Source organism: Lachnospira sp. (genome assembly GCF_016290755.1).
In the GTDB taxonomy this organism is placed as follows: Bacteria; Bacillota; Clostridia; order Lachnospirales; family Lachnospiraceae; genus Lachnospira; species Lachnospira multipara.
Genome location: NZ_JAEEVD010000001.1, coordinates 104,596 through 122,335, shown reverse-complemented (window position 1 = coordinate 122,335; position 17,740 = coordinate 104,596). Strand labels below are relative to the sequence as shown.

General features: G+C 29.6%; 24 protein-coding genes. All 24 read left to right on the top strand.

The features are described from left to right. The first annotated feature begins 277 nt into the window (after positions 1–277). On the top strand, positions 278–424 hold the full coding sequence (locus QVA17_RS00905; RefSeq protein ID WP_287385762.1) for a hypothetical protein: 147 nt from the start codon (positions 278–280) through the stop codon (positions 422–424). Positions 425–574: 150 nt separating this feature from the next. After that, complete coding sequence (locus QVA17_RS00900) at positions 575–763, top strand: hypothetical protein (protein ID WP_287385761.1); 189 nt, start codon at positions 575–577, stop codon at positions 761–763. A 48-nt stretch (positions 764–811) separates the two neighbouring features. Further along, entirely contained in the window at positions 812–1,228 is a 417-nt protein-coding gene (locus QVA17_RS00895) for a hypothetical protein (protein WP_287385759.1), read from the top strand. Between the two features lie 1,464 nt (positions 1,229–2,692). Continuing rightward, complete coding sequence (locus QVA17_RS00890; RefSeq protein WP_287385757.1) at positions 2,693–2,959, top strand: hypothetical protein; 267 nt, start codon at positions 2,693–2,695, stop codon at positions 2,957–2,959. Between the two features lie 360 nt (positions 2,960–3,319). Next, positions 3,320–3,562, top strand: coding sequence for a hypothetical protein (locus QVA17_RS00885; RefSeq protein ID WP_287385755.1), 243 nt, complete (start codon positions 3,320–3,322; stop codon positions 3,560–3,562). A 177-nt stretch (positions 3,563–3,739) separates the two neighbouring features. Continuing rightward, the gene (locus QVA17_RS00880; RefSeq protein WP_287385753.1) at positions 3,740–3,913 is read left to right on the top strand and encodes a hypothetical protein; all 174 of its coding nucleotides are present in this window, start codon (positions 3,740–3,742) and stop codon (positions 3,911–3,913) included. Between the two features lie 129 nt (positions 3,914–4,042). Continuing rightward, complete coding sequence (locus QVA17_RS00875) at positions 4,043–4,231, top strand: hypothetical protein (RefSeq protein ID WP_287385752.1); 189 nt, start codon at positions 4,043–4,045, stop codon at positions 4,229–4,231. Between the two features lie 1,713 nt (positions 4,232–5,944). Continuing rightward, complete coding sequence (locus QVA17_RS00870; RefSeq protein WP_287385750.1) at positions 5,945–6,274, top strand: hypothetical protein; 330 nt, start codon at positions 5,945–5,947, stop codon at positions 6,272–6,274. Between the two features lie 423 nt (positions 6,275–6,697). Further along, entirely contained in the window at positions 6,698–6,826 is a 129-nt protein-coding gene (locus tag QVA17_RS00865; protein WP_287385748.1) for a hypothetical protein, read from the top strand. A 270-nt stretch (positions 6,827–7,096) separates the two neighbouring features. Next, positions 7,097–7,456 (top strand): hypothetical protein, encoded by a 360-nt coding sequence (locus QVA17_RS00860; RefSeq protein ID WP_287385747.1) that lies wholly within the window; start codon positions 7,097–7,099, stop codon positions 7,454–7,456. A gap of 288 nt (positions 7,457–7,744) precedes the next feature. Further along, positions 7,745–8,485: a hypothetical protein gene (locus QVA17_RS00855; RefSeq protein WP_287385746.1), complete on the top strand. Its 741-nt coding sequence runs from the start codon at positions 7,745–7,747 to the stop codon at positions 8,483–8,485. A 471-nt stretch (positions 8,486–8,956) separates the two neighbouring features. After that, positions 8,957–9,319 carry a hypothetical protein gene (locus tag QVA17_RS00850; protein WP_287385745.1) on the top strand — a complete coding sequence of 121 codons (363 nt, stop codon included), beginning with the start codon at positions 8,957–8,959 and terminating at the stop codon, positions 9,317–9,319. A 52-nt stretch (positions 9,320–9,371) separates the two neighbouring features. Continuing rightward, positions 9,372–9,659: a hypothetical protein gene (locus tag QVA17_RS00845; RefSeq protein WP_287385744.1), complete on the top strand. Its 288-nt coding sequence runs from the start codon at positions 9,372–9,374 to the stop codon at positions 9,657–9,659. Positions 9,660–9,725: 66 nt separating this feature from the next. Further along, positions 9,726–9,890: a hypothetical protein gene (locus QVA17_RS00840; protein ID WP_287385743.1), complete on the top strand. Its 165-nt coding sequence runs from the start codon at positions 9,726–9,728 to the stop codon at positions 9,888–9,890. A gap of 261 nt (positions 9,891–10,151) precedes the next feature. Beyond that, positions 10,152–10,316, top strand: a complete 165-nt coding sequence (locus QVA17_RS00835; RefSeq protein ID WP_287385741.1) for a hypothetical protein — start codon at positions 10,152–10,154, stop codon at positions 10,314–10,316. Positions 10,317–10,340: 24 nt separating this feature from the next. After that, positions 10,341–10,949 carry a YpsA SLOG family protein gene (locus QVA17_RS00830; RefSeq protein ID WP_287385871.1) on the top strand — a complete coding sequence of 203 codons (609 nt, stop codon included), beginning with the start codon at positions 10,341–10,343 and terminating at the stop codon, positions 10,947–10,949. Positions 10,950–11,285: 336 nt separating this feature from the next. Beyond that, positions 11,286–11,555, top strand: a complete 270-nt coding sequence (locus tag QVA17_RS00825) for a hypothetical protein (protein WP_287385739.1) — start codon at positions 11,286–11,288, stop codon at positions 11,553–11,555. A gap of 246 nt (positions 11,556–11,801) precedes the next feature. Next, positions 11,802–11,936 (top strand): hypothetical protein, encoded by a 135-nt coding sequence (locus tag QVA17_RS00820; RefSeq protein WP_287385737.1) that lies wholly within the window; start codon positions 11,802–11,804, stop codon positions 11,934–11,936. Between the two features lie 569 nt (positions 11,937–12,505). Further along, the gene (locus QVA17_RS00815) at positions 12,506–12,727 is read left to right on the top strand and encodes a hypothetical protein (protein WP_287385736.1); all 222 of its coding nucleotides are present in this window, start codon (positions 12,506–12,508) and stop codon (positions 12,725–12,727) included. 1,257 nt (positions 12,728–13,984) lie between these two features. Continuing rightward, on the top strand, positions 13,985–14,200 hold the full coding sequence (locus tag QVA17_RS00810; protein WP_287385734.1) for a hypothetical protein: 216 nt from the start codon (positions 13,985–13,987) through the stop codon (positions 14,198–14,200). A 755-nt stretch (positions 14,201–14,955) separates the two neighbouring features. Further along, positions 14,956–15,348 (top strand): PD-(D/E)XK nuclease family protein, encoded by a 393-nt coding sequence (locus tag QVA17_RS00805; protein ID WP_287385732.1) that lies wholly within the window; start codon positions 14,956–14,958, stop codon positions 15,346–15,348. A gap of 447 nt (positions 15,349–15,795) precedes the next feature. Then, a complete protein-coding gene (locus QVA17_RS00800) occupies positions 15,796–16,104 on the top strand; it encodes a hypothetical protein (protein WP_287385731.1) in 309 nt (102 codons plus the stop codon). Between the two features lie 303 nt (positions 16,105–16,407). Beyond that, entirely contained in the window at positions 16,408–17,004 is a 597-nt protein-coding gene (locus QVA17_RS00795; RefSeq protein ID WP_287385730.1) for a hypothetical protein, read from the top strand. A gap of 273 nt (positions 17,005–17,277) precedes the next feature. Beyond that, positions 17,278–17,544: a hypothetical protein gene (locus QVA17_RS00790; RefSeq protein WP_287385729.1), complete on the top strand. Its 267-nt coding sequence runs from the start codon at positions 17,278–17,280 to the stop codon at positions 17,542–17,544. Positions 17,545–17,740: the final 196 nt, after the last annotated feature.

The window sequence follows — 17,740 nt, the reverse complement described above, 5'->3', positions numbered from 1 at the left end:
AACTATAAAAGTAAAAGAGTCTAGAGATACTACTGCAAGCAATAGAGAGTATTCTATTAGACAAGCTATAGAAAATCAAAATCAAGCTTTAAGAAGAACTCCTGAGGAAACCAGAAGACTTGCTAATGTATATAAAATATACAATCCTAGTTCAAATCCTACTGGAGATGCTAGTGGTAAACTCATTCTTGAACTACCTCATATAAATGGAGCTAAATTTAGAGTATATTTTACTAACAAAATAGGCACTAGAGGTAGAGGAGATACTTCTAGTTATTTGAGTAAAATAGAATATGTTAATTCTAATGGGGCTTCTGAAGTAATTTATGGTATTTTAAGTGGTTCAGAAAATGTAAGTGGAAATCCTTATGGGGTATTTAGTACCGATAAATATAATTTAGCTCTTGAAAATACACTAACTTAGTTTGTTGATGACACTTTAAATCAAGGTTTTAAAAATACTCCATATTTATTAGAAGCATTTGCTAAGTTTTTACCTCCTAAAAATGAAAGTGCTTAGTCTAATAGAAAAAGAGAGCTTACAAAATTAGAAGCTCTTATAGAATTAATTCCTATGGCTTCTAGAGTTATAATTAAACATACTATAGAATCCAATCCTGAATATGCTAATTTAGATGAGAATGGTAAATTTATATCTATAAAACCAGATACAAACTTAAATGCATTTTATCAAGGTATTGATGAAACAGATAGAAGCACTTCTCCTAAAACAACTGATGGAATTTCATTAAAAGCCTATTAGGGAACTAGAAATGATAGTCAATGTTTAAAAGCTATTACTCAAGCTCGAATGCTTATAAATGGTGAATTATCAAAAGGAACTGTTAAAAATATCGAAGGTAATTCAGTAGCTACTACTGGTTTAACTAACTTAATGGCTACTACATTTATAGGATGGAACGATTCAAAGAAACGATTAAATGAAGAAGAACAAATAAAGAAAAGAATAGATTTAGGAGGAGGAAGTCAAGACGATTTTAGAGAAGTTGTTGTAGCTAGTAATCTATTTTTAAAACATCCAGAATTATTCTTACGTTATTCTATAAAAGCTGGTGGTAAAGGTCAAGACCCTTCTAATATAAAATCTTATAAGAAGTTTACAGCATCAGAATCTATGCAAACTGCAATGCTCTATGATTTCCTAATGAACTATGGTACTGATGAAACTGGTAACGAAGTAATAGGAAATGGAGTATTAAGATTTTAGCCTACTGTATATTCTGATAAAACTAGAAACTATATTATTGAAATAAATGGTAATAGTGGAGATGCAAACTTAAGATTTATAAATATGGATGCTAACGGATTTAGAAGTCTTCATTATGCATCTCAAAGAGAACTTTATTCTAGGTTAAAAAGAAATCTTGCTAAAGACTATAAAAAGGTTTTATTGAATTTTGTATCTTAGACTGATCAAACAGGAAATAGAATATTCGATATAAATGATTTAGAATTAAATATTCTTCAAGGTGAAAATTATGAAGCTATTTATAACCTAGTTACTAGGAATGGTGGATTATTTGATAGAATTAATAAGCTATTTTCAATTAAATCTCCACTAGTTTCTGGCTATAAAAATGCTAAAGAACTATATAAATCTTTATCTACTCAAAATAATGTAGAATAGATAAATAATATACACTTTGATGATGGTTCTAAAAAAGAATTAAAAGAAAACCAAGTATTAAAACATTACTTTAGAATGTTTACAGATGCTAATGATGATTATTATTGGCATATAGTAAACAGAAATAAATTAAGATTTGCACAAGAAGTAGCTTCTTCTTTAAATTTATTCTATTAGAAAGGAGACACTCCCAATTCTGTAATTGATAATGCATTTAATAGAATAGCTAGCATATTATCTAAAAGAAATGGTACTGACTTTAATACAGAAAAAGCAAAATTAATTGAAGACTGGGTAAATCCTGTAACTGGCAAATTATTAATTGCTCGATTAAATGGTATAGCAGTATCTAAGCAATAGTTACTAGATACTAAAATTGATTTTATAACTGGCCCTGGAGGAATTAGAACTAATAATATAACTCTAAATCCAATTATAGATGCTTTTTTTGCTGCTGATACTTATTTCTCTTAGGAATTTATAAATTCTACTGTAGGAGGCGCATATGTTCATAAGAACAATTTTAAGAGTTTAAATTCTACTGATGAAATTGATAGGCTTGAAGAAGAAGACGCTGGAAGATATCTATCTCAATTTAAACGTATGGTTATTTTCCCAGCAACTATGCACCCATTACACTAGGAAGTACTTGAAGGAACTGCTACTTATTATAATGTAGCCTGCATTGATGATATACCTGCCCATGTTTGGGATTATAAAAAAGGTTTAGATGGAGATGATATAGATGCTCATGATGGTGCTGGTTTCTGTGATCCAGTAGTCTCTGAATATGAAAATGGTTCATTAGAAGGAGCTCATGCTGGTGATGTAAAAAAACCTATCGGCCACTACTTTAATGATATTTATGGAACTTCATCTCTACTAAAATATGCGCTATTCCCAGTATCTAATGAACAGGTTAGAAATTCTTCGAGAGTTGAATTAATAACAGAAAGAGATGATAATGGAGTTATAATCAATTAGAGGCCTGCTTCTAACGGAGATCCTCGTGAAGGAATACAATTAAAAAGGACTCGTTATAAAATGAGTAGTGTAAGTTGGTATTCCGTTATAGATATTCCAGGGTTAGAAATTGATATTACTAAAAAATTTAATGGAAGATCTATATCTATGTCTGAATTAGCTTCTCAATATTATTGGGACCCTAATTTAAACACTTATATAAGAATAGAAAGTATAAAAAAGACTGGAGAAGATATTTATACTATAACAAGAGTTCCAGTAAGAGAAGATGGTTCTGAAATAATTCCTAGAACTCCATATGGAGAATTAGATATGAATATATTATAGGAATTACAAGAAGTTAGAAGAATCGATAACAATTTTGCTCTTTGGATGGCTCTTGGAGCTGAATGGTCTTGTTCACTTATAGATGGTAAAATGGTTGAAGACGAATCTTCAATCAAGAATTTAGCGTTCTTTGGTAATAATGTTGGATTTGTACGTCACCAAGGAAATTAGGTTGGAATGGAATTTATACGTGAAGATTCCACTAAACTTGGTATACTTGGTAAGAACATCCATTAGGATGAAAATGGGTACTATACCTTCGATATGCCTCTTACATAGAAAGATGTATTCTAGCCTTTAAAATATGCTGGTATTCACTATCTAGTAGGAAAATCTGCTGTAAAGAGTGGACAAACTAATATGAATAGTACTATGTCTTGGTATGATAATACCCCTCTAAGATCTAAGAGAATGTCTACTTCTAATTTTGGTATTCAAATGGATGCTGACCACCATGCTGACGATTCAGAATTAAGCGAAATGACCCAGGTTATTTCAGCTCTTGAAGCTAATGGTTGGGGTCACGAATTGGCAAAATTTGTATACACTGACTTAGGTAATATAGTAGCTCAAAGTATGGCTGCTAATACAAAAGCACTATAGAATTATTTTTAGACTGGTAATACCAAAGAAATATATAGAATATTAGGTAAAGCTCTTTTATCTGCATATTCTGAAGAAGAATCTGGTAAAGCTAATTTAACAGATGCTATTGTAAGAAATCTTCAAAAAGAAATAGAAAATTCTACTGATATAGTTACTGCAAGTACTAGTTTACCAATGAGTAATAATGATATTATGAACGATATCATTAAAACTGTAACAAGTAAAATTAATAAATCAGCTATTAAACGTAAATATGCTGGTATGGGTGCAGTTATGGTTCCTGCATATAATCTTATAAAAGTGTATAAGATGAAAAATGCAGAAGGTAAATTTATAGATACTTTGTAGGGTAGGGCATTTAAACAAAAAGTTGATCATCTAAGTGATACTTTTACAGAATCTCCTGTAGTTGAAAGTGCAGATTTAGATTTAGGAGGTTCTTATGTACTTGTAGAAAATACTTCTATAGGAGAAGGAATGCCTTTATTTGAATATACTATTAATGGAACTACCTATTATATAGGTTCTACTTATGAAGAAGGTTCTGTAAAAATAAGAGTTTATGATTCCAATGGTACTTTTAATCAACAAGCATCTGAAAATATATTAACTGATGATATTAGGAAAAGATACCTACGATCTATAAATCAATTAAGAAGGTATTAGATTATATCACAACATAAAGATGTTAAGATACCTATAACATTCTAGTTTAGTTAGGATTTAGCAGCTAGATCTACTGTATATGCTCAGGCACTACAAAGAATGTCTGCATTTACTAATTCTGATAACATAGAAAAATATGCTCCATCTTATGTAGATGTTTTAAATGAACTTGCATCTAAAAAACCCGATGAAAGGGATTCTTTACATAATTCTTTAGTTTAGGCATTATGTCAAGACTTAGGTCTAAGTGAATTAGAAACTGAGATTATGTCAATTCCTTCTGAAGGACTATAGTTACCTTTAGCAAGAATAGAACTTGATTCTTTAGAAAAGTATGATAGAATGCGTTCTTCTAATTTCTTATTTAGACAAGATTATACTGTTGGACGCAACCTATAGCCCGCACGAACCACATTTACTGTAAATGGTAGAAAGTTTAATATATTCGATGTTAAATAGGTTCGAGACAGGATGGAGTTTAATAAATTCTTGTAGGATTATAAAAAATCTCCTAGTAAATATTCTATATAGTCTGTAATAGATAATATAAAGGATATAACTAGAGAGCATGGTTATAGTGAAAGAGCTATATCTCTAAAAAATAAAATACTTGCTTTAGTAGATTAGAGCAATATTTCTACTTATTTAGGTGACACTAGAGAATCTAGAGGATATATCAAGAGATATTTACAAGCTATTGATACTGAACTTGAAAAGGGTGTTATAGATGCTTTTAAAGCAGTTCATGCAGGAGGAACTATTCAAATAAAAGACAAAAATTCAAATATCGTAACTTTACAAGTTGATAAAGGTTCAGCAGAAGTTAGAGATGCTGAATTAATAATGTCTAAAGCATATGCTACTAAATTCGGTATAAAAGTAGGAGACAATGTTAGTGATATAGACTTTAAATATTTCCGTAATTAGTTAATTGATAACTTTAGAGCAATATAGAGTAGTTTATATGATATTGTTTTAAGAAGATCTAATGGAAGACATACTTATATAGTATCTTCAGCTAATGAAAGCAATCTTACAAATGCTGGGTATGAATTAATAGAGCCTAGTACATTTACTGACCCAGATACTGGAGAAACAGTACGTCTTGATGAGGATACCAAAGAAGAAATGTCTTCATGGAACAATTGTAAATTATATAGAGATGCCGCTGGTAACGAGTTTGTAGTTACTGATGACATCAAATAGTTTATTGATGATGATTCTTATACATCTTGGTCATTAAATCCATATATTCAAACTGATGAGGATGAGAAACATTATGCTGAATATGTGGAAAGTATAAAACAAATCATAGCTAATATTTAGGATTGGAAAGGTCAAAATCCTATTACTCCTGAATAGTTTATAGAGATATGCAATAGCTTTAATCAAAATAATTTAGGCATCGATAGCCAAGAAGTTAATAATTTTAAAGCATAGTTATCTGTAGTAGTATCTGGAGAGGACTTCTTATTATTAAAGAGGTTTATAGATAAATCTTTAAAAGATGTTCTTAAAAGAAAATTAACTGATAATCCTGCTATCGTTTCTTTAATGGCATAGTTAAATGAAACTAAGTTACCTGAAGTTGATTATTATAATTTTAAATCTCATCTAAATCAAGCTGCAAATAAGAAATTTGTTTCATTCTAGGAATCTCTAAACTTAATTGCTGCTCGTATTCCTTCTCAATCTCTACAATCATTTATGAGTATGAAAGTTGTAGGATTTACAGAATCTGAGGAAAACCGTGCATATGTTTCACACTTCCAGGCTTACTTACAAGGATCTGACTATGATATTGATAAAGTATATCTAATGGGTAGTGAATTTACAGAAGACGGTACTTATATAAGTTGGTCACCATTATTTGATTTTTATTCAATAAAGACTTTGGAAAAATCGCAAGAATTTCCAATGCCTAATGGTCAAATTTATAGGATAATAACTCGTTCTGAAGATAATAATGTTATGCCAGAGGATTCTGTTGATATTAGTTCTTTATTAAAAGAAACTTTTGATGCAAGAGAATTAATGATATAGACTAAATAGAATCCAGAATTATCTAAAGAATAGAAGGAAAATAGTATAATAAATTATTTAGATAAGTTAAAAAAATTAATTACCTTTGTACAATCTTCTAAAACAAATAATCTATTTGTAGATTCTAATATTGGAAATGCAGACTTCAAAAAATTTGCAAGAGGAATTGAAAGGTTAATTAATAGTCATACTCAATATCTTACTAAAATAAAAAGTAAAGATAAACTTCTAAAAATTACTAAAAACTCAGTTACAGCTAGAATTTATCAAATATCAAGACTACCAGAAAATACTTATGCAGCATATAGTCCTATTGAAATGGAGACATCTCAGGAAGCTGCTGTATATTCTACTATGGGAGAAAGTGAAAGATCTTATAATACTATGAACCCTGCTACTAAATTCCATATGATGGAATAGAATATGATGGGTAAAGATGGTATTGGTATTGCTGCTGTAGGTGTTAAAGTACTGTTTGCATTACAATTTTATTATAATGAAGCTCTTAGAGGTAATCCAAGTGAAGTAGATTCTCCTGAATTCAAAAGATAGCGCAATGCTTATTTTGAAAAGAGATTTAATGGATTATCTAATATAGACGGTACTATCAATGTTGATGTAGCAAAAAATATTATAGCTAATGTAAATTGGGAAGGTGAAGTTGGTTTATCATTATTTAGACAAAGAATTCTAGATAATATAGAATAGATAAACTAGTCAATACGCAATTTAGAAAATTCACCATTCTCTGATTCTTAGAAAGCATCTGAAAGAGCACGTCTTGAATTCTAGAAAGAAATAGTTGAGCTCTAGCTAAATTACATGACTGATAGTTCTCTTGTAAACAGTTCTTTACTTTCTGCTGCTACCGATAATGCTAAAGAGCTTATTCTTGCTAAGATTAATGCTAATCCAGACTTAATGAAAGTTTATATTTACGGTATTGTAATGGGAATTGATTTTAATGACATTGCTCATTTAATGACTTCAAATACTGTAAATACTATTACTGCTTTAAGTGAAAAGAATATATTTGATGAGTATGAAGGATTTAACAATCTAAATAATACCTTAAGAATAATTCAAAATGGATTAGATATAGATAAATATTTGCCGAAAGGTTGGAAGTCTATAATTGATTCACCTAATCCTACAGCAACTTCTGGAAATAACATAATTTAGTTATTACAGGTATTTACAATCCCAGAATTTGCTAAAAAAGACAATGATTATCAATGTTTACCAAGAGAATTATAGACATTATTTGATACTGAACAAGGTAATTTTAATGATATAGCTAGTAAATATTTAGGTATAATTGATACTATTAAACAATAGCTATCCTCTATTAAATCTACAGACGATTTATTTTAGCATAAAAGATTCATGTATCAAATTCTTGATATATATGAAGAATTCTTAAATAGAATCAAAGATATGGATATTAAATAGTTAAAACTATTTATTGAAATGTATGAATCTGCTGAAGAATTAAGTGAACTTGGTAGAAATTTGGGTATCAATCAAGGTATTAAAACTTCTATGGCAGAAAAAATGACTTATCTGGATTCTGTAGAAAATGCTTTTGAGAATAGGTTAAGAAAAATAAGAACTGAAGTAAATAAAATAAAACAACAAGGTAATACTTCTTATAATTTCTTGATGTGGTGTATTGATCATAATAAAGAAAGATACGCTAAGTTCTATCCAGAACCAGAGGCAGTTATTTCAGAAGTAGTTCAAAAAGCTGATAAATTAGGAATTCTAACAGATTTTAATATATTTAATTTTATGTATGATCCTGATTATCAAGAAGCTGCTGTCGATATGTATGATTTAGTTAAAAAAACTTTAAATAGATTGGATGTTATACGAACAGTTCCTCATTTTAAAGCAATGATTCAAACAGCAGTTGATGATTTTATGTTATTTGATAAGTGTATATCTAAGGTTGATATTCTTTATAATTTTGCTCATAAGTTTAATAAAGAAGATTCTTCATCGTTAAATTCTAGAGATAAAGAAAGATTCTATAGGGATATGCAAAGTTATATTGACGCTAAAATAATAACTAAATTCTTCAAGGATAATAAAAATTCTGATGTAGTAACTTCTGTAAGAATAACTGATGGTAATTTTGTTGATAAAAATTGGAAACTTCAAAAAGTTCAAGGGGAACATATAATTGATTTATCAACAATGGAAGGTTAGGCTACATTTAAATTATGGATGGAAACTCAAGTAATTCCTAATCTAAAGAAAGGATTTTTAAATGATGCAAAGACTGATATAAGATATACTATAGGATAGAATGACTTTATATAGGGATTAATTATAAATAGTACTAATAGAACTCTTACAGGTCATCTTAAGTATCTTTATACTTTACCTATAAATATGATGGATACTCAATCAGACTATGGTAAAAATATGTTAGTTAAATATACCTCTGCTTTTGATAAATTGAACTATGATTATAATGGAATTCCTATAAAATTATTATTCTTCTACTATAATTTATTAGTTAATAGAGGAGCTATGGGATAGTTATCTTTAACTCCTATATTTAAGAATGCAGTTTTATAGAATGAAGGAAATAATGAAATAAATAAATTCTTCAAGTGGGAAGGATAGATGGATTCTATGGGAACTTTATCATAGGAAGATATAGATTACTATGACATGTTACTATCTTGTGCAGTTGAAAAATCCCAAACCTGGCTAACCAGTAAAAAATCTAAAAGCGGAAAATATCCTACTTTTGTAAAAGTAAAAGATTATAAAACTGGACTATATAAAATATATAAATTTAACCCAGATTTATTAAGCAACGATAGTCAGAATTATTCAGAAGATGATTATTCAGATGATACAATTTATGAAGCATTAGGAGGTGATATTGAACAAGATAACTTCAACGCTCCTCCTGTAGGATATTCAGAATTCCAAATAGGACCTTATAATTCAATGGCCTTAGAAGATATAATAGATTTAATGCCTTATTTAACTACTGATATGCAATATGTAGAAGCAGTAAGTTTCTAGGAAAAATTATTAAGATTAATTAATCAAGGTAAAATTTTAGCATATAATAATTGTGAATAATTGTAAACCGACGATAATAATAAATAATGTAGAATATGCTTCAGAGAAGAGGATAGATTCATCTTCTTCTCTGGAAGCTATTGTACAATCTCTTTTAGCAGATCCACAGGTATTTGCTTCTATTAAAGAAGCCTTAAATAATCCCTTAAATGGTACAGCTAATTTAGAATCATTTAATGATTTAGTGCATGTTATACCTTCTAACAGTGATTTAAATAAAGTTACTGAATTTTTAGGAACTACTGGTAGAACTTATCAACCAGTATTATATTCTATATAGTCAGCTATAAATATTATAAATAAATTTGGAAAACCTAAAATATTATGGATTGACGGGGATATACAATTGAAAGGAATATCAATTCCAAAATATCTTGTAAGTAATATAAGTGAAGATTTAATAATACTTAAATCTCATAAACTTGAAGACATTAATAATACTCTTCAAGAATATATTTATAATGTAGTACTTGGAAACGAAGGTGGAGAATTACTTGATATAATAAATTAGAGATTTCCTAATAGTAATGGAAATGATAGAATATCTAAAGTAATAAATAGTTTATCACCTTCTAATATATTTAGCAAACTATTATATGATGAAGAATTTAATAAGTTTATAGACACTCCTAAAAGTGCTACTGATAAAAAAAGAACTTTACGCCAAGAATTAAATGAACATATTCAAGAAATGTTATCTAATAAAGATAAAACCTAGCCTAAATATTTTAAGTTAACTAGAGTTATATCTGGAGGACAAACAGGTATTGATATGTTAGGTGTTCAAGTTGCTAAGAGTTTGGGATACGAAACTGGAGGCACTCTTCCACCAAGAATGAAACAAGAAACTCATACAGTTGTAATAAATCCTGATACTAATGAAACTAAAACTGTATATGGATTAACTCCTAAAGAAGCTTATGAATACGGTTTTTAGGAAATTAGTCCTTATGTATAGAGTATTCATGAGAGAAGTGATAGTGATTATGTACCTAGAACTGAAGAAAATGTAAAAAATTCTGATGGAACTATTTACTTTTTAGCTTCAAAATATGATATAGAAGAAGCTAATAGATTTATAACTGCTGGAGTAAGATCTGATAATTTAAGTGGAGGTTTTGTTGCCACATATAATGCTGCTAAAAAATTAAATAAACCTTTTAAGGTTATTGATTGGCAAAATCCAGGAAAAGCTGTAGAAGAACTACAACAGTGGATGAAAGATAATAATATCAGAACCCTTAATATTGCTGGTAGTAGAGGTTCTAGTTTAACTCAAGATGACTTAACTAAAATAGAAGAAGTTATCAGAGTTTCACTAGACCCAAGAGCTTGGATTGAAAGAAAGTTAGAAGATATAATCAGTTATCAAAGTAACCCCTATACAAGAACTGATTTTCCAGAAGAACTTAGCGAAGAAGTAAAGGATGTAGCTACTAATACTCCTATAAGTATGTTTATGGATTATGGAAATAATTCTAGAGATGGTTTAAAATCTAAATCTACTTTTGAAGCTATTCTTAGAGGAGAAAGAACCTCTACTACAAGATTTAATGATACTAGAGGATAGTCACAATTAATTGATGATCTAGTAAAAAAATTATACGTTGAAGGTGTTAATCCTATAATAGCTATATATGATACAAAAGAGGATATGAAAAATCCACATAATAGATAGAATAAAAATATTATATATGCTCAAGTCATAGGAATACATGATATTACTTTATAGATGGCTTAGGATTTAAAGGATGGAAAACCTGTTACTATATCCATAGATGGTGTAAAGCAAGATTTTGTACAAGCATGGACTAGTTCTGAAGGATGGTCAGAAAAACATTTAAGGACTGACGTAGCTTCTAAAATACTAGCTAATAAAATTCCTGGTAAATGGATTAGATATAGAATGTTAGATGCAGAAATCGGAAATCCTCCTAAATTTGGTAATAGAGCTACTACTTTTATAGTTGCAGGAACTGACATAAAATTTGACGGTTCTTTAAAAAGTTTAACTGATGCTTTATTAGATAAAAAAGGTGTAAAGCAAATATCAAAACAACAAAGAGAAGCTTTAAGAAAACAGGTTCAAATAGTATTTGATAGAATGCCTCAATTAAAAAAGGTAGTAGAAGATGCTGGAGGTAATTTAGATGAATATTTAGATTATTTATTGTAGGTATACCCTGATTCTGTAGAGAAGTCTATATATTGGCACGGAACTGATTCTGATTTTAGTGGTGGTTTTAAAACAGCGCAACGAGGTAGAGGATCTGGTGCTCCTGAAATATAGGGAGATGAAGATTTTTATTTAGCTAGATAGCCTTGGACAGTTCTCCAATATGTTAGTGGAGTAAATAGAAAAGGGTCTGATACAAATGGATTTGGTCATTGGAATAAATTATGGTGGGAATTAAAAGAAATAATGTCCAATGGTCGTAGAGAAAATAATGCATGGAAAGAATTAGTTATAGGGGATGATCCTAATAGTGTTAGACAAGAAATTCCAAATAAACGTGGGGAATTTGATTTATCAAAAGGTCATGGTAAAACTTTATAGCAAAGAAAAGCTGATTATGGATACCAAAATAAAACAGATAAAGAATTCTTTGAAGAAGTGTTTGGAATACGCTGGGGAGTAGATACTTTTAACACCTGGGTATAGAGAAACTCAGATATATTTAAAAGACTTGAAAGAATCCCTAATGAAAAATTACCTGGCAGAAAGTCAAATACTGGAGGTATATATCCAGTTATAATAAATACTTAGAATCCTTATAGAGAAAAAGGTTAGAATACTTACTATGAGGAATAGAGGGGTGTAATGACTCTTGTTAAATAGTAGGGTAATGATGCAATATTAGGAGAAAGAACTGATAATGAATTTGGTTCTGATGTAGCAATAGTATTAAATAATCACGATAATATTTATTTTTTAGGCACTTCCACAGATATACAAGCTTATAAAATATGGAGGTCTTCTAAAGAAAATACTACTGATATTAAAAAGAAAGCTGAAGGTCTAGCTGAAAGAATTCTAACAGGTAAAGATAGCCTAGGAAATAATTTAGACAATCCTTAGTAGGATTTATTAAAACAAATAGACGAATTTATAGGTTGTAATTAATTATGTATTGTGTTAATAAGAATCATCCAGATTTTATTAATCTGGTAAAAATAACAGGTCTTACTGACATAGAAGTTGCTGCTATGGTAGGAGATTACTTTGAAAAATATCAAGAATTTCCTACCGTAGACCAATTTCTACAAAGATCGACTACTGAAAAAGCATTAGCTAAAGAATATAATTTAACTAAACGTGGAGACCATTATACTTTAGATAATGGTTAGGAATTTGACATCCCTAGTATCAATAATAAATATAGAGATGTAGAAGTACAAGCAGTCAGTTATCCTTTGCTAGGTGATCGTATTGTTATAAAACCTAGAGCAATTTTAAATAGAGATTTGAAAGGTCCTGAAAGTCAAATGTTGCCTACACCTGTAGGTACTACATAGGATATATTCCCAATTTATAAAGATCCGAAATATAATTACTACCTATACTAGTTCGGTAGCACTATATATAGAACTCCTTGTCGAGTTTCAAGGCCTACTTTGTTAGTAAATTATCCTTCCTATAAGACAATTATAGAAGCTCAAAATGATCTTAGTACTTTGCCTTTTGTAAATAAAACTTACTCGGTTATTAGTAGTATTAATGAGAATTTAAATAAGCTACAGCAAGGACAAGAGATTACTATAGAATCTAACGAGCCATTACCTTCTTCTGTAAGGATAAACAAAAGGGCCTTTTATTCTGATTATTAGTTCGATGAGTCTATAGATGACCCATATCAAAATAATAATGGTACTATAATAATAAATCCTAGATATATAGAACAACCTGAATAGCTAGAAGAATATATTTTAAAAGCTCAAGGTTATAATTAGGAATTTATAGACTGGGTTTTATAGGGAGATACTGTAGACTATGAAATAATTCAAGTAGATACTAATAAATATACCGTTAGAAAAGCAAATAATACTACGTATAATGCTGAAGATATGCCTGTTGTACCTCCTGTACGTACTTTTAAACAAAAGAATAATGATAGGTTAAATACAATTTTAGATAGGCTTGAAAAATTGTATGGTGTTAAATTTCACAGAGTTACAACTGCACATCTTATGTAGGGAAGTTTTAACAGTATAATAGAAAATGCCACTAGTATTAATGCCTTTATATTAGATGGTGAAATCTACATAAATATGGATCGCGCATCTAGTGATGCCCCTATACATGAAATATCTCATATTATATTAGGATCTCTTAAATTTACTAATCCTAATATGTACTATAATATAGTATCATCTGTAGAATAGTTAGAGGATTATTAGCAGAGACTTGAACAATATCCAAATCGTTCTAGATCAGATGCTAATGAAGAAATATTTGTAGATATGTTCGCTAAACATTTTACACAAGGTACAGACTTACCTTTAGACAAATTAACATAGGATAAACTCGAGTATGAAGTAAAACATACCATAGATTCTGCAATATTTCCAAATACTAGTACTACTAAAGGAACTACTGTAGATATTATGAATAGTACATTCGAAGAAATAATGGATATGTTTGGAACTTGTATTAATAGGGATGCTTTTATACAAGCTTATGAAGGCAATTCTGTATATAATAGAAAGTTAGCAAATCTTAAAGAAGAACTTATAAAAAGAGGAGATTTAAAAGAATACTGTACTGATGGACCAAAAGGTGGTAATATATCTTATGTCCATAAACGAATAAAAATTAAATAATTATGAGTAATTGTGTATATAATTTATTTGGAAGACATTTTGGTTCAGAACTTGATTTAGATAATTTCTTATTTACTTATAGAAATTCTCTAAATTTAGATAATATAAGTGATATAGTATTTAGTCAATCACCAGCATAGACTAATGCTGTTAATTCTTTATTCAATGCCTAGAGAGAAGCTGTACAAAGATTAGAGTAGAACGGTGAATTAGGTAGAGTTGTAAATGAAATTAAATAGCGTAAAAGAAATGGTGATCGTATAACTCCTGAAGAATAGGCTCTTGCAGATAATTTCTATGGAGTTAACTATGCATTAGGTTAGTTGGATAATTAGTATAAACAAGAGTCTGATGGAAGACGTCCTAAACTTACTACAGAGTTTGATGAAAGAAACTACGCTTTAAAATTATTTGAAGAGTGGCACAATCCTAATGCAGAACCTAATTAGAGAGGTATATAGGGTAAGATTCTTGAAGTATTAAATAAAATAAGTGGTAGTACTTATGAAGCAGGAGATATGCCTGATGCTGATATACCTGAAAATACTAGAAATAATGTAAATTTACCTATATAGTAGAGGTATCCAAAATCTTGGGATATTTTTTAGAGGTATATAAAATAGTATTGGCTAGGTTTAGGAGCAGCTGGTAGTGCTGTTCACTATGTTGCTGAACAATTCTGGAGAAATAATGGTAATGTAAATGTAACTCAAGTATATAATGATTTATTGAATGAAGTACCTTAGTTAAGAGGAGTGCAAGCTTTTGACGAAAGTGTAGTAGGAAGTATACTATCTACTATGGCACAGCTAAAAGCAATGTTAATTAAACAACATACAATAAATGGAGTAGAACCTCAATTTTTTCCTGAATTTGTTATAACAGGCGATCTTATAGAAGGGGCTATGCCAGGAAAACCTGGTGCAAAGTTAATGGGTATTATTGACTTGTTAGTTGTTGATGCGAATGGAGTACCTCATATATATGATTATAAAACTTCTGATAAAGAACCTTCTAAATGGGTTCAAGCAAAAGAGGATGCTTTTCAAAGTCAAACTGGTGCTTATCGAGAAATGCTTCGGGCATGGAAATTTGATGTTGACAATACTAGAATAGGTATTATACCATTACTAATGGATAATTTTTAGCTGGACGAATCATTAAAACCATTCTTTAGAGGAATAATTTGGGAAAGTTATCAAGAAGATAGCCCTACTCGCAGTATTATGTATCAAGATGGTAGAGATAAATTAAATCCTGGCAAAGAATTTGTACGTTCTATGAAACATTATCTAGCTACAGAAAACTCTGCTAGAAAATGGACTTCTAAAGAAACTAATGATTTTATAAATAAATTTTCATATTATCTAAGAGCTATGTTTCCTAATTATAATTTTTAGGAAGAGCTTACTGAAGCTAGTATTAAAGATATTGTTAGATATGCTAGACATGATAGAAATACAGGTAAATGGTTTTTACCTACTCCAAATCCTGATGATAGACAGTATTTTGATTCTAAAGAGGATATAACTGAAAGTGCTATTTTAGATTACCATGAAAAAACCATTAGACATAATAGAGATACTCTTTCTGGTATGAAAACAGCTATAAAAGATGCTGTTAATGATGGTAATACTGATAGGTTACCAGAAACTCATCATGCTTTAAATGGTCAAAATGACAGAGATTGGTTCTTAAATAATTTTAAAAGATATTGTAATGGTGAATGGGAATACGTTGAATGTGGACCTTTAAATGATGCTAATATAATTATCTTAAAAAATAAAGAATTAGGTTATTTTGATTTTATAGGATTATCTGCTATATCATTAGATACTGAATTAGAATTTTCACCTGGAAATCATACTGTATTCGGTAGTTTTGAAGGAGACATTACTTCTTAGTATTATGGAGTAGATGCTTTAGAATCTAATGTAGGCAACATAGAATTAATGAAAACTTGTCTTGCAATTAACTTAGCAGCACAGTCTTTACTATTTAAAGGAGAAAAAGTAGGAAATATTCGAGTTATGAACCCTCACCTACAACAAGGAAGAATGCCTACAAGTAAGTAGACACTTGATAATTTTAATCAATTGTGCAACTTGTTAAATGAACATGAAGAAGTAGGTAATAAACTCGAAAATAATTTTGCCAATTATAAAATTGAAGTCTTAGACGCATCGAGTAAAGCTAGGCTTACAATTATGGAATTAGCAAATAAAATTGGGACTAGAAGGTATAAAGCTATTGCTTCTAAATATGAGAAAACTGGTGCTCAAATACGTATGACTTTAGATGAATTAAATCAAGTGCGTAAAGAATTAGAAGCTGCAGATAATAACCTTGCAAGAGGTAAAATTAATACATCAGAACCACAAGGACTAATGTATTATACTGTAATGCAAGCTATTGCAGAAATAAATGGTGCATTCTATACTCAAGAACTAAGAAACGGTAAAAAAGCTTTAATGAATATTACTAATCCAGAGGTTATGGATAGTCCCAATGTACGTAAATTACATACTGTAGTTAATAATGCTAATATGCAATTTACTACTAAACTTAATGAATATACTGCAGAATGGAGAAAGAGGTTTAAGAAGTTTAAAAAAGATATGGGATTAAACGATGCTTTTAATCAAGGACGTCGTTATATGCTTGATTCTGATTATTATTTATTTCAAAATATGTGGGAATATAATAAAGAATTAGGTATATTTAAATTTAAAGACCCCTGGGACGCTACTAATGATTTAAAAGCTCCTGAACGTGAATTGTTGAAATGGTACCTTGAAGCTTAGTGGGAACTAAGATTTAAAGGCACTCAAAATTATACTGAAGAAAACCATTCTAATATGAGAGCTGATCGTAATAGTTCATATTATGATGTACCTCTACTAAAAGCTGAGAATCAAGAGAAAATTGTAAATGGTAAAACTAAAGGTATGGTTAATTGGTTTAAACGTACTATGTAGTGGTTTACACATTTTAACGCTAAAGCATCTGAAATGATATAGAAGGCTCATAATGAAGATGATTTAAAATTACAGAGAGCTAATGCTGAAAATTATAAAATGATAGATAGGTTTGAATATAGTGAAACTGGTAATAGAATGCGTCTAATTCGAGAGAATGATGAGTATTATTTTTCACATAGTCTTGATCGTATATTCTATAATTATGCAGCAGTAAAACTTCGTAAAGAAGTTATGGATGAATATCTTCCAGTAATGAAAGCAGTTTTAATTTCACTAAAAAGTCAAGAGTTGTTAGATGGTCTAAAATTAGGAAATTTAACCGAGTATGTAGGAGATTATATACAAGCAAAGGTATTAGACTAGTCCTTAATTCCTGAAGATTACAGAGGAATTTCCCAAGTAGCTGGTAATTTAAAAATGGCTACTACTATGGGAGCTTTAGGTTTTAACCCTAAATCTGGTTTATTCCAGGTATTTGAAGGAGTATTTAAAAACTTTAGCAGATCTTATTTTAAACCTATGGGTGAAAACTAGTTTGGTATTAAGGAATATTTATCAG

Coding starts and splice junctions, on each gene's coding strand:
- QVA17_RS00900 (WP_287385761.1), top strand. CDS start 575: ATGGCTTCTAGAGTTATAATTAAACATACTATAGAATCCAATCCTGAA.
- QVA17_RS00895 (WP_287385759.1), top strand. CDS start 812: ATGCTTATAAATGGTGAATTATCAAAAGGAACTGTTAAAAATATCGAA.
- QVA17_RS00890 (WP_287385757.1), top strand. CDS start 2,693: ATGAGTAGTGTAAGTTGGTATTCCGTTATAGATATTCCAGGGTTAGAA.
- QVA17_RS00885 (WP_287385755.1), top strand. CDS start 3,320: ATGAATAGTACTATGTCTTGGTATGATAATACCCCTCTAAGATCTAAG.
- QVA17_RS00880 (WP_287385753.1), top strand. CDS start 3,740: ATGAGTAATAATGATATTATGAACGATATCATTAAAACTGTAACAAGT.
- QVA17_RS00875 (WP_287385752.1), top strand. CDS start 4,043: ATGCCTTTATTTGAATATACTATTAATGGAACTACCTATTATATAGGT.
- QVA17_RS00870 (WP_287385750.1), top strand. CDS start 5,945: ATGAAAGTTGTAGGATTTACAGAATCTGAGGAAAACCGTGCATATGTT.
- QVA17_RS00865 (WP_287385748.1), top strand. CDS start 6,698: ATGATGGGTAAAGATGGTATTGGTATTGCTGCTGTAGGTGTTAAAGTA.
- QVA17_RS00860 (WP_287385747.1), top strand. CDS start 7,097: ATGACTGATAGTTCTCTTGTAAACAGTTCTTTACTTTCTGCTGCTACC.
- QVA17_RS00855 (WP_287385746.1), top strand. CDS start 7,745: ATGTATGAATCTGCTGAAGAATTAAGTGAACTTGGTAGAAATTTGGGT.
- QVA17_RS00850 (WP_287385745.1), top strand. CDS start 8,957: ATGTTACTATCTTGTGCAGTTGAAAAATCCCAAACCTGGCTAACCAGT.
- QVA17_RS00835 (WP_287385741.1), top strand. CDS start 10,152: ATGTTAGGTGTTCAAGTTGCTAAGAGTTTGGGATACGAAACTGGAGGC.
- QVA17_RS00825 (WP_287385739.1), top strand. CDS start 11,286: ATGTTAGATGCAGAAATCGGAAATCCTCCTAAATTTGGTAATAGAGCT.
- QVA17_RS00820 (WP_287385737.1), top strand. CDS start 11,802: ATGTCCAATGGTCGTAGAGAAAATAATGCATGGAAAGAATTAGTTATA.
- QVA17_RS00815 (WP_287385736.1), top strand. CDS start 12,506: ATGTATTGTGTTAATAAGAATCATCCAGATTTTATTAATCTGGTAAAA.
- QVA17_RS00810 (WP_287385734.1), top strand. CDS start 13,985: ATGAATAGTACATTCGAAGAAATAATGGATATGTTTGGAACTTGTATT.
- QVA17_RS00800 (WP_287385731.1), top strand. CDS start 15,796: ATGAAAACAGCTATAAAAGATGCTGTTAATGATGGTAATACTGATAGG.
- QVA17_RS00795 (WP_287385730.1), top strand. CDS start 16,408: ATGGAATTAGCAAATAAAATTGGGACTAGAAGGTATAAAGCTATTGCT.
- QVA17_RS00790 (WP_287385729.1), top strand. CDS start 17,278: ATGATAGATAGGTTTGAATATAGTGAAACTGGTAATAGAATGCGTCTA.